This is a genomic window from Glutamicibacter sp. FBE19 (assembly GCF_015524875.1).
In the GTDB taxonomy this organism is placed as follows: Bacteria; Actinomycetota; Actinomycetes; order Actinomycetales; family Micrococcaceae; genus Glutamicibacter; species Glutamicibacter halophytocola.
This window is the reverse complement of the sequence record NZ_JACKQN010000012.1, coordinates 96,344-107,291: the sequence shown is the minus strand read 5'-3', so window position 1 is coordinate 107,291 and position 10,948 is coordinate 96,344. Positions and strand designations below refer to the sequence as shown.

The 10,948-nt window shown below is 61.5% G+C and carries 9 protein-coding genes and 1 tRNA gene; 8 read left to right on the top strand and 2 right to left on the bottom strand.

Translation table 11 applies throughout. The features are described 5' to 3' along the window. Window positions 1-136: 136 nt before the first annotated feature. Window positions 137-218: transfer RNA gene (locus H6F58_RS16370), tRNA-Leu, on the bottom strand. A gap of 188 nt (window positions 219-406) precedes the next feature. On the opposite strand from H6F58_RS16370, the gene H6F58_RS16365 reads away from it, so the two are divergent. The 4 genes from H6F58_RS16365 to H6F58_RS16350 all read left to right on the top strand — a co-directional run bounded on the left by H6F58_RS16365 (window position 407) and on the right by H6F58_RS16350 (window position 3,440). After that, window positions 407-1,024 carry a response regulator gene (locus H6F58_RS16365; protein WP_171919937.1) on the top strand — a complete coding sequence of 206 codons (618 nt, stop codon included), beginning with the start codon at window positions 407-409 and terminating at the stop codon, window positions 1,022-1,024. 304 nt (window positions 1,025-1,328) lie between these two features. Continuing rightward, the gene (locus tag H6F58_RS16360; RefSeq protein ID WP_146275324.1) at window positions 1,329-2,561 is read left to right on the top strand and encodes an inorganic phosphate transporter; all 1,233 of its coding nucleotides are present in this window, start codon (window positions 1,329-1,331) and stop codon (window positions 2,559-2,561) included. Continuing rightward, window positions 2,558-2,806, top strand: a complete 249-nt coding sequence (locus H6F58_RS16355) for a hypothetical protein (RefSeq protein ID WP_146275323.1) — start codon at window positions 2,558-2,560, stop codon at window positions 2,804-2,806. Before H6F58_RS16360 ends, H6F58_RS16355 begins: the two co-directional genes overlap by 4 nt. An 88-nt stretch (window positions 2,807-2,894) precedes the next feature. Further along, the gene (locus H6F58_RS16350; RefSeq protein ID WP_060701877.1) at window positions 2,895-3,440 is read left to right on the top strand and encodes a dihydrofolate reductase family protein; all 546 of its coding nucleotides are present in this window, start codon (window positions 2,895-2,897) and stop codon (window positions 3,438-3,440) included. 20 nt (window positions 3,441-3,460) lie between these two features. Here the strand turns inward: H6F58_RS16350 and H6F58_RS16345 are convergent, their stop codons facing one another. Beyond that, window positions 3,461-3,946, bottom strand: coding sequence for a hotdog fold thioesterase (locus H6F58_RS16345; protein WP_171919936.1), 486 nt, complete (start codon window positions 3,944-3,946; stop codon window positions 3,461-3,463). Between the two features lie 85 nt (window positions 3,947-4,031). Between H6F58_RS16345 and polA the strand changes: the two genes are divergently transcribed. The 4 genes from polA to rpsA all read left to right on the top strand — a co-directional run bounded on the left by polA (window position 4,032) and on the right by rpsA (window position 10,705). Continuing rightward, window positions 4,032-6,644 (top strand): DNA polymerase I, encoded by a 2,613-nt coding sequence (polA, locus tag H6F58_RS16340; RefSeq protein WP_244652650.1) that lies wholly within the window; start codon window positions 4,032-4,034, stop codon window positions 6,642-6,644. Between the two features lie 66 nt (window positions 6,645-6,710). Continuing rightward, complete coding sequence (locus H6F58_RS16335) at window positions 6,711-7,628, top strand: polysaccharide deacetylase family protein (protein WP_244652644.1); 918 nt, start codon at window positions 6,711-6,713, stop codon at window positions 7,626-7,628. Between the two features lie 66 nt (window positions 7,629-7,694). Next, the gene (locus tag H6F58_RS16330; protein WP_084793211.1) at window positions 7,695-9,011 is read left to right on the top strand and encodes a GNAT family N-acetyltransferase; all 1,317 of its coding nucleotides are present in this window, start codon (window positions 7,695-7,697) and stop codon (window positions 9,009-9,011) included. A gap of 218 nt (window positions 9,012-9,229) precedes the next feature. After that, window positions 9,230-10,705: a 30S ribosomal protein S1 gene (gene rpsA / locus H6F58_RS16325; protein ID WP_058254564.1), complete on the top strand. Its 1,476-nt coding sequence runs from the start codon at window positions 9,230-9,232 to the stop codon at window positions 10,703-10,705. Window positions 10,706-10,948 lie beyond the last annotated feature (243 nt).

The window sequence follows — 10,948 nt, the reverse complement described above, 5'->3', positions numbered from 1 at the left end:
GGCGCCGGGCAGCGGAACTTTTTGCTTGTCTGGGACTGAAATCCACTGGTGTGCACTCGGTCACAGCCGCATCGATTTTGGGCGCAAAAAAACCGCTGGACCGGAGAAAATCTCCGGTCCAGCGGTTGCTTCGCTGTGCCCAAGGTGGGACTCGAACCCACACATCTTTCGATACCGCATTTTGAGTGCGGCGCGTCTACCGATTCCGCCACTTGGGCTGGCACTTTGACTACTTTACTAGAGGTTTTCCAGAATTCCTAATCAGGATCCTCGCGTCTTCGCCTGAACCAGAGTACATGCAAGTAGGCTTGTATGTGAAACCGAGGCAACGTGGCTTCGCTATCGGAAACCATCTATTTGCTGTCCCTCGCACGGACAGGATTTTTGACCATGGAGGAAGACGCCAATGAGCGAACTACCCGAAATCACCCGAATTCCATCCGAGGTGCAGTCCACCCCGCGTCGTGTTCTCGTTGCCGAGGATGAAACCCTGATCCGACTGGATATTGTCGAAATCCTGCGATCCGAAGGCTATGAAGTTGTCGCCGAGGTCGATAACGGGCAGGCCGCTTTGGACAAGGCCCGCGAGCTCAAGCCGGATTTGGTGCTCATGGACGTGAAGATGCCGGTGATGGATGGCATAACCGCTGCCGAGGCGATTGTCAAGGAGCGCATTGCCCCGGTGGTGCTGCTGACCGCGTTCAGCCAGAAGGAACTGGTGGAACGTGCCCGCGAAGCCGGCGCCATGGCGTACGTGGTGAAGCCTTTCACCCCGGGCGATCTGACTCCGGCCATCGAGATCGCCATCTCGCGCAATGACGAGTTGCGTGCCCTGGAAGAAGAAGTCAGCAACCTGGCTGAGCAGTTCGAAACCCGCAAGCTGGTTGATCGTGCCAAGAGCCTGTTGATCACGAAGATGGGGCTGACCGAGCCAGAAGCGTTCCGCTGGATCCAGAAGACCTCCATGGACCGCCGCCTGAGCATGCGACAGGTAGCCGAAACCGTGGTCGATCAGGTCAAGTAGGCAACAACGGCTCGTGCCGCTGCTGAAGATGTGCGTTATGACACCCTATGTTTTGACGCACATTTTCCATGTCACCCCAGTGTGGCGCAGCGGTCACAGGGCTGCAGCCCCTGCTGTGATGTTCAAAGTTAATCCAAATTTTGCCAGATGCTGGTTGACGGCCTGGATTGACGAACAGCCCAGTACGCCTAAGATTGAAACTGCGCTTGGAACCAAGTCCTGCACGACACTGATTTTCGCAGGGGATCTTAATTCGAAGCCCGCACACTTTCCCTTGCCGTTCGACCCTTCAGGCTGGTACTAAATGGATTTGACGCTAATCGTCGTCCTGGTCATCGCCTTGGCGTTGTTTTTCGACTTCACCAACGGTTTTCATGACACGGCCAATGCGATGGCCACCCCGATCGCAACCGGTGCAATTTCCCCCAAGAAGGCAGTTGCCCTCGCCGCAATTTTGAACCTGGTCGGCGCTTTCCTCTCCACCGAGGTAGCAAAGACCATCTCTGGCGGCATCATCAACGAAGACCCCGCCACCGGCGTGGCCATCGGCCCGGCCATGATCTTCGCGGGCCTGATGGGCGCGGTGATCTGGAATCTTCTGACCTGGCTGCTGGGCCTGCCATCGAGCTCCTCCCACGCACTGTTCGGAGGCCTGGTCGGTGCAGCTATTGTCGGTGCCGGCCTGGCCTCAGTGAACTACGGCGTGCTGCTCTCCAAGGTCTTGCTCCCGGCCATTTGCGCGCCGATTATCGCTGGCGTCTCCGCCTACCTATGCACCAAGCTGGCCTACGCCATCACCAAGCGGCAAAGCGGCGCCTCGCCTAAGCGAGGCGGCTTCCGCTATGGACAGATTTTCTCCTCCTCTCTGGTGGCACTCTCGCACGGCACCAACGATGCGCAGAAGACCATGGGCATCATCACCCTGACCCTGGTTGCCTCGGGGCTGCAGGAATCCGACTCCGGCGTGCACCTGTGGGTTGTGGCCGCTTGTGCTTTTGCGATCGCCCTGGGTACCTACACCGGTGGCTGGCGCATCATCCAGACCATGGGTTCGGGCCTGACCGATGTGAAGCCTGCACAGGGTTTCGCCGCGGAGGTTTCCACCGCTTCAGCCATCTTGGCTTCCTCGCACCTGGGCTTCGCATTGTCGACCACCCAGGTGGCTTCCGGTTCTGTCATCGGTTCCGGATTGGGCCGCAAGGGCGGCGAGGTTCGCTGGGGGACTGCCGGGCGCATTGCCCTTGGCTGGCTCTTCACCTTGCCGGCTGCAGCGATCGTCGGCGGCCTGGCCGCATGGATCACCCATCTGGGCACCCCGGGCGTGGTGATCGTCGCGATCCTGGGCTTGGCGGCAATGCTGACCATCTGGTTCGTGTCCCGCAAGCAGCCTCACGGTGCCGAGACGACCATGTCCGACATTGACAACTCCGGCGCAGCGGTGAACATCTTGACCAAGAAGCAGCGTCGTGCCAAGGCCAAAGCGGAAGCGCAGCAGGCCAAGCTTGCTGCAGTGCAGAAGGAAGCTGATAACTCATGATCGACTGGGCCTCCTTTGGGATCGTTGCCATTGTCACGTGGATTTCGGCAATGCTGATCGTCGCCGCATATTCGTTCGGGGTGCGCCTTTTGGCCGTGGCCAAGGACGAAGGGCGGAGCACGAGCCTGAGCAAGAGCGCAGCGTATGCCTGCTTCATTGTTGCCGGCCTGATCGTCGCCTTCGGCGTCGTGCTGATCGTGCCGCAGCTGAGCGAAGCCATTCTGGGTTTCTCCTCAAGCCACTAGCGCAAAAACCGGTCGTCCGCCTTCGGGCGTTCGGCTGGTAAGAACAACTTGATATTGCCTTCAACGGAGGCACCCCTAGACTGGAGCCATGACAAGCTTCAAGTACTACGTGGGTGCCTCCGTTGATGGTTTTATCGCAGATGGCAGCAAAGATGCGCACTGGTTCACCACGTTCGCCCAGCAACCGGGTGTGAAAAAGCATTTTGACCAGTTCTTCGAAAGCGTCGGGGCGGTCGTGATCGGCGGGAAAACCTACGCCGATATCGCCCGCGAAGTCGCCGAGGGCCGGATGGAGTGGAAGTTCGGGGATAAGCCTGTTTGGGTCTTCACCCACCACGAACTGCCGACCCTTCCCGATACCGATCTGACCTTCATTCGCGGCGAATTCGGCTTCTGGAGCCGGGATATTGCGCGCAGCGCTGGCGCCGGTGACGTGTGGATCGTCGGCGGGGCGGATGTGGCCGGCGGTTTCGTCGAAGCGAAAATTCTCGATGAACTGATCGTGGTGACCGTGCCGGTGGTGCTCGGGGAAGGGACCAGCATTTTCGGGCGCGGCATCAGCACCCAGCTCTCGTCGCTGAGCGTCACCGATCTGGGCGGCGACATCTTCCTATCTCGCTACTCGGTCGACTAGCGGCCCGGCTGGCTCGGCAATTAGCGGTCGAGCGGCAGGAGCATGTTGGTGATGCGCGCCGTGGCGATCCGCTGGCCCGCATCGTTGCTGATGATGATCTCATGGCATGTGCTGCGCGCGCCCAAATGCACCGGCGTGCACTGGGCAGTGACCACCCCGGAGCGCCCCGCCTTGTGATGCGTGATGTTCAGATCAACGCCCACCGGCTGGGAGGTTCCGGCCCCATGCAGCGCCGCGGCCATCGAGCCGAGCGTTTCCGCCAGTGCTGCCGAGGCCCCGCCGTGCAGGATCCCGTAGACCTGCGTGTTTCCGGCCACCGGCATGGTGGCGCCCAGCCTTTGAGGGCTGAACTCGGTGAAGACGATCTGCAGCTTCTCAACGAGTTCGCCGACGCCATTGTGGGTGAGGTAGGGCCAGATGGATTCCGGAACCCCATGCCGGGCCAGCTGGTCGGCGAAGGGATGTGCCGAAGATTGCGTGGGTTGCGGAGTGAAATTCTCGTTCATGGCCACTAGGCTTTCAGGTGTGAGCGAAACTACCAAACCGACACCCTCGTCGGACAAGAGACTGCTGATTATTGACGGACATTCCATGGCGTTCCGCGCGTTCTACGCGTTGCCCGCGGAGAACTTCGCAACAAGCACCGGACAGCACACCAACGCGGTGCACGGATTCGTGTCGATGCTGCTGACGATGATCCGGCAGCAGAAGCCTACGCACGTTGCCGTGGCCTTCGACTTGGATACCCCGACTTTCCGCTCGTTGGAGTACACCGAATACAAGGGCGGCCGGAATAAGACCCCCGAAGAGTTCTACGGGCAGATCGACCTCATCCAGGAAGTGATGAAGGCGATGAATATACCGTCGATCACCCTGGAAAGCTTCGAAGCTGACGACATCCTTGCCACGCTGGCTACCAAGGGCGAAGATGCCGGATTCGATGTGCTGGTGGTGTCCGGCGACCGAGACGCCTTCCAGCTGATCACCGAAAAGACCCTGGTGCTGTACCCGAAGAAGGGCATCAGCGACATTCCGCCGATGGACGCTGCCGCCGTGGAAGCGAAATATTTCGTTCGCCCCGAACGCTACTCGGACCTTGCCGCGCTGGTAGGCGAAACCGCCGACAACCTGCCCGGCGTGCCGGGGGTTGGCCCGAAGACGGCAGCCAAATGGATCAACCAGTATGGCGATCTGGCAGGCATCCTGGAGAACATTGATGCGATCAAGGGCAAGGTGGGCGAGTCGCTGCGCGAGCACGTGGACAAAGTGACGCGCAACCGCCGCCTGAACCAGCTCAAGCACGATCTGGATCTTCCCGTGACCCTGGAAGAGATGAAACTGTCGGCGCCGAACCGCGAAGAGATCGAGAACCTGTTCGACGCGCTGGAATTCAATACCCTGCGCAAGCGGCTTTTTGACCTCTTCGCTGCCCAGGAAGAAGAGGTGGCGCCGGAGGTTGCGGCCTTCACCCGGGTGGTCACCGACAACGCCGAAGGCCTGCGTGGCTTCATCGACGCCGGCAAGGGCGCACCAATCGCCCTGCAGCCGGCGGTGGTTGATGGGGAAGCAGTGGGGCTTGCGCTCTACCGCGGTGACCAGGCCGCTTGGCTGGACTTGGCTCAGCTGGATGAAGCCGCAGAAGGCGTGCTGGCGCAGTTCCTGGCCGATGAGAACGCTCCGAAGATCTTCCACGACGCCAAAGCGGCCATGCACCTGCTGATCGAACGCGGTCTGGAAGTTGCCGGCATTCGGGACGACACGCTGATTAGCGCCTACCTGATCCAGCCGGATCGCCGAAGCCACGATCTGGTGGATGTGGTGCAGTACCACCTGAAGTACGCGGTGCCGGTGCATGAAGCGAAAAAGGGCGAACTGGACCTGGGGCTCACCTCGGACCTTGCCGAACCGGCCTTGGCCCAGGCGCAGGCGATTCATGACCTCTCCGCCTATCTGGCCACCAAGCTGGCCGAAAAGCACGCGGATGTGCTGGCTGCGGAAATGGAGCTGCCGCTGATTCCGGTGCTCTTCGAGATGGAACGCGCCGGCGTGGCAGTGGACGTGGACCGGCTGAATGAGTTGCGCGCGCATTTCACCACCCAGGTGGATCAGGCGACCAACGATGCGTTCGCCGCGATCGGCCACGAGGTGAATCTTTCAAGCCCCAAGCAGCTGCAGGTCGTATTGTTCGAGGAACTGGACCTGCCGCGCACCAAGAAGATCAAGACCGGCTTCACCACCGATGCCGAGTCGCTGCAAGATCTCCTGGTCAAAACCGGGCACCCCTTCCTGGTGGCGCTGATGGCATACCGCGACGCGATCAAGCTGCGCCAAACCGTCGACGGCTTGCTCAAGGCAACCCACGGCGACGGCCGCATCCACACGACCTATGCGCAGACGGTGGCGGCCACCGGCCGGCTTTCGAGCCTGAACCCGAACCTGCAGAACATCCCGGTGCGTTCGGAAGAAGGCCGGCGGATCCGCGACGTGTTCATGGTGGGCGAGGGCTACGAGAGCCTGCTGACCGTTGACTACTCGCAGATCGAAATGCGCATCATGGCGCACCTGTCCGAAGACGAGGGCCTGATCGAGGCCTACCAGAACGGCGAGGACCTGCACCGCTACGTCGGCTCGCGCGTGTTCAACGTGGCGCCGGAAGAAGTCACCTCGGAAATGCGTTCCAAGGTGAAGGCGATGAGCTATGGCTTGGCCTATGGCCTGAGCAGCTTTGGCCTGTCGAAGCAGCTGAAGATCGGTGTTGACGAAGCCCGCAAGCTGATGAAGGACTACTTCGACCGCTTCGGCGCCGTGCGCACCTACCTGCGCTCGGTGGTGGACCAGGCCCGCAAGGACGGCTACACCGAGACGATCTTCGGACGCCGCCGCTACCTGCCGGAGCTGAACAGCTCGGATCGCCGGCTTCGCGATATTGCCGAGCGTGCCGCATTGAACGCCCCGATCCAGGGCTCTGCGGCGGATCTGGTCAAGGTGGCCATGCTCAAGATTGCCGAGGGGCTGGCTGCGGGACAGTTCAAGTCGCGGATGCTGTTGCAGGTCCATGACGAATTGATTCTGGAAGTTGCCGCCGGTGAACTGGAGCAGGTGCAGGAATTGGTGACCCGCGAAATGGGCCAGGCCGCGGACCTGCTGGTTCCACTGGATGTCCAGCCGGGCATCGGCCGGACCTGGCACGACGCCGCGCACTAGGCACAGCAATCGGCAAGGGCAGGAACATCGAGAGGTGATCCTGCCCTTGCCGCATGATCACGCGGGTTGGATGAAAGAAAAGAACATGGAGCACTACACGCGCCGTCGGGTGCTGAAAGCCGGCAGCCTGGGCCTGGGGCGCTGGCGGCCGGGCTGATCGCCGGTTGCAGCGCGGGCGACCCGGCGGGCGGAGCCGGCTCAGCGGCAGGGCCGGCACCGGCCAGCCCCGTGCCCGCCACGGCTGCACCGCCTCTGGCTTCGGCCAGCCCCCAAGCGGTGTACCTGAGCCGGAGCCAGGCCGTGGCGAAGTTCGAAGGCGTTCCGGCGGGCCAGTTCGGGCTGGACATCCCAGGCATCGAGCTTCGATTGCCTCGGGCCGATGGCGCCGCGGCGTTGACCTTCGATGCCTGTGGGGGACCGAAGGGCTCCGGGGTGGATGAAGCGCTGCTGGACGCATTGCGTGCCAGGAAAGTGCCCGCGACATTGTTCGTCAACCAACGCTGGGCTCGCGCCAATGCGCGTCTGCTGGCTGAGCTGGTCGACGAGAAGCTGTTCGAGATCGCCAACCACGGAACCAGCCATGCCCCGCTGGCCACCTTGGGGCAGTCAGCCTACGGCATCGGCGGTACGGGTTCGATTGGCCAGGCCTACGACGAGGTGATGGGAAACCAGCGGTACCTGGCCGACAAGTTCGGCATCGTCGCGAAATTCTTCCGTTCCGGTACCGCGCACATGGACGAAGCCGGTGCGGCGATGTGCCGGGAGCTGGGCGTGGTTCCGATGAATTTCACCGTCAATCTGGATGCCGGAGCGACCTTCGGCGCGCAGACCGTGGCCGCCCAGGTCCGCCAGCTGGGTGCCGGGGACGTAGGCATCGGGCACTTCAACCAGCCGGCTTCCGGCACGGCCAAAGGCATGGCGCTCGGGCTGGGGCCGGCCCTGGAGTCCGGGCTCCGGTTCATCACCCTCTCCGAAGCCTGGTGACTGCGCCCCTTGCGCAGCGCGAAGCTGCACATAGACTGTGAGCAGCCGATTCCCCTGCCAAGGAGCATGATGAGACCAGAGCGCGAGCCGAAACTGGAAACCCGGACGTACCAGGCCACCGAACGCAGCCCCGAAATCGACGAAGCGATCAAGATCTTCCACCAGGCCACCGGGATCGGCTTCTATGAGCCGCTGCCGGAAGAGAAACAGTGGTCGAACTACTTGGACTTGACCTATGCCCAAAAGATGCGCTTTTCACTGGTGTTCGACACCGCCGCGGAACCGCACTCGCGCCATGGCGCCGACCCGGTGCACACCTATGGGGCGTTCCCGGGGTTGATCAACGCCGGGGGCAAGGCGCCCGTTCCAACGCACAAGATTTCTGCCGTCACGGTCGCTCCGAGCTATCGGCGGCGCGGCATCCTGTCCAAGCAGATTACCGCCGACCTCGCCTACGCCCAGCAGGCAGGATTCCCGATGGCGGCGTTGACCGCGTCGGAGGCGACCATTTACGGGCGGTTCGGCTTCGAGCCGGCCACCTACCAAACCCGGTTCACGCTCAAGTGCGCCCAGGGGGTCAAGCTGCGCGTGCAGGTGCCCGGCCAGGTGATCGATATCGATCCGAAGCAGTTCGCGGCCCAGTACGCGGCCCTGTCAGTGAATGCGCTGCAGCAGACCTTCGGCTCCGTGGACAGCACCGAGTACGATGACGGCTTCGCCTTGGGACGCTGGGATACCTGGGAGAGCCTGGGCAAGCCGAAGAACCTGCGCTTTGCCGCCTACTACGATGGCGACGGCCAGCTCGGCGGCTTCGCCACGTACAAGTTCGGCGGATGGGATGAGCCCAAGGCAAAACTGGTCGTGCAAAAGCTGGTGGCTACCAGCGAGGCCGCCCGCATCAAGCTCTTCGAGTACCTGGGCAACCATGACCTGGTGGAGGAAGTGCACGGCCAAGGCCCGGTGGGGGACCCGCTGCGCCATGTGCTGGAAAACGTTCGCGACTACCACGTGCGTTCCATAGACGATGTCCTGTGGCTGCGCGTTCTCGACGTTGTTGCCGCCTTCGAAGCGCGCGGCTACCAGCAAGAGGCGCAACTGGTGTTGAGCGTGAGCGATCGGCTGGAGATGATTTCCGGAAGCTACCTCTTCGACGTGTCCGATTCCCATGCCGCGGTCAGCCGAATCGAAGAAGGGCATGCTCCAGCCGGCCTGCCCCGGGTGTCCCTGTCGGAGCGCGAACTTGCGGGGCTGTACCTGGGGTCCGTGCAATTGGGGCAATTGCTGGATTCGGGCCGCGCCGTTCTGGAAAGCGGGGGACAGCCGGGAAACTGGATGGACTTGTTCAACGCGCCCCGCGAGGGATTCACGCCGCACGGCTTCTAGCGGCAGGGGCCGCATCAACCGCCTGTTATGACGAAGTTCACAAAATGCTGACGTGGATGTTAGTGGGTTACGCTTTGACCCGCACTCTGGTATACGCGTAGACTTGTACAGCGTGCCATGGCGCTAGTTGTGGCCGCAAGCAAGTTTTACCCGCTCGAAATTCCGGGACTTCCGGGGTTTCGACTGATCAAATCTATCCACATCGGAGTCCCTACTACATGACCATCACCTCGAACGAGAACAACAGCGCACCAGTCGTCGCAATCAACGACATTGGATCTGCTGAGGACTTCTTGGCCGCAGTCGACGCCACCATCAAGTACTTCAACGATGGTGACCTCGTCGAAGGCACCGTCGTCAAGGTTGACCACGACGAAGTTCTGCTCGACATCGGTTACAAGACCGAAGGTGTCATCCCTTCCCGCGAGCTTTCCATCAAGCACGACGTTGACCCAGGTGAAGTTGTCACCGTTGGCGACAGCGTTGAAGCCTTGGTTCTGACCAAGGAAGACAAGGAAGGCCGCCTGATCCTGTCCAAGAAGCGTGCTCAGTACGAGCGTGCTTGGGGCGACATCGAAAAGATCAAGGAAGAGGACGGCGTCGTTACCGGTACCGTCATCGAGGTTGTCAAGGGTGGCCTCATCCTGGACATCGGCCTGCGTGGCTTCCTGCCAGCATCGCTGGTCGAGATGCGCCGTGTGCGCGATCTGGCTCCATACATCGGCCAGGAAATCGAAGCCAAGATCATCGAGCTGGACAAGAACCGCAACAACGTTGTGCTTTCCCGCCGTGCATGGCTCGAGCAGACCCAGTCCGAGGTTCGCTCGACCTTCCTCAACAAGCTGGAAAAGGGCCAGGTTCGTCCGGGCGTTGTTTCCTCCATCGTCAACTTCGGTGCATTCGTGGACCTGGGCGGCGTAGACGGCCTGGTACACGTTTCCGAGCTGTCCTGGAAGCACATCGACCACCCATCCGAGGTTGTCGAAGTTGGCCAGGAAGTCACCGTCGAGGTACTCGAAGTCGATCTGGACCGCGAGCGCGTTTCCCTGTCGCTGAAGGCTACCCAGGAAGATCCTTGGCAGACCTTCGCCCGCACCCACGCACTGGGTCAGGTTGTACCGGGCAAGGTTACCAAGCTGGTTCCATTCGGTGCGTTCGTACGCGTCGAAGACGGCATCGAAGGCCTGGTTCACATCTCCGAGCTGGCAGTGCGCCACGTTGAGCTGGCCGAGCAGGTTGTCTCCGTTGGCGACGAGCTGTTCGTCAAGGTCATCGACATCGACCTCGAGCGCCGCCGCATCTCGCTGTCGCTCAAGCAGGCTAACGAAGGTGTTGACCCAGAGGGTACCGAGTTCGACCCAGCACTCTACGGCATGGCTGCAGAGTACGACGAGGCCGGCAACTACAAGTACCCAGAGGGCTTCGACCCAGAGTCGAACGAATGGCTCGAGGGCTTCGACACCCAGCGCGCTGCATGGGAAGCACAGTACGCTGCTGCCCAGGAGCGTTGGGAAGCACACAAGAAGCAGGTTGCAGCCGCAATCGTAGCTGACGCAGAAGCAGAACCTGCTGCTGCAGGCAGCTCCGAGCCAGCTCCAGCTTCGTACTCCTCGGAGGCTCCAGCCACCGATGCAGGTACCCTGGCTTCCGACGAAGCTCTTGCTGCACTGCGCGAGAAGCTGACCGGCAACTAATTTCGGCTTCTGCCTTGTGCAGGAAACGTCATTAGCTTGAGCTGATGCGCGAAGGTCCAACCCGAAAGGGTTGGGCCTTCGTGCTTTAACCCCGAGGCCTTGGGTTTTGCCGCGATTGGGTTGTCACCAATTCTGCTGATGCCGCCGGTTCCGGAATAGCCCACAAGGAGGACTCGGGCTAAAACCTGCCAACGATAGACTAAAACGGCACCAATGAGGTCCATTAGCAGGCGGTGGTGAGGT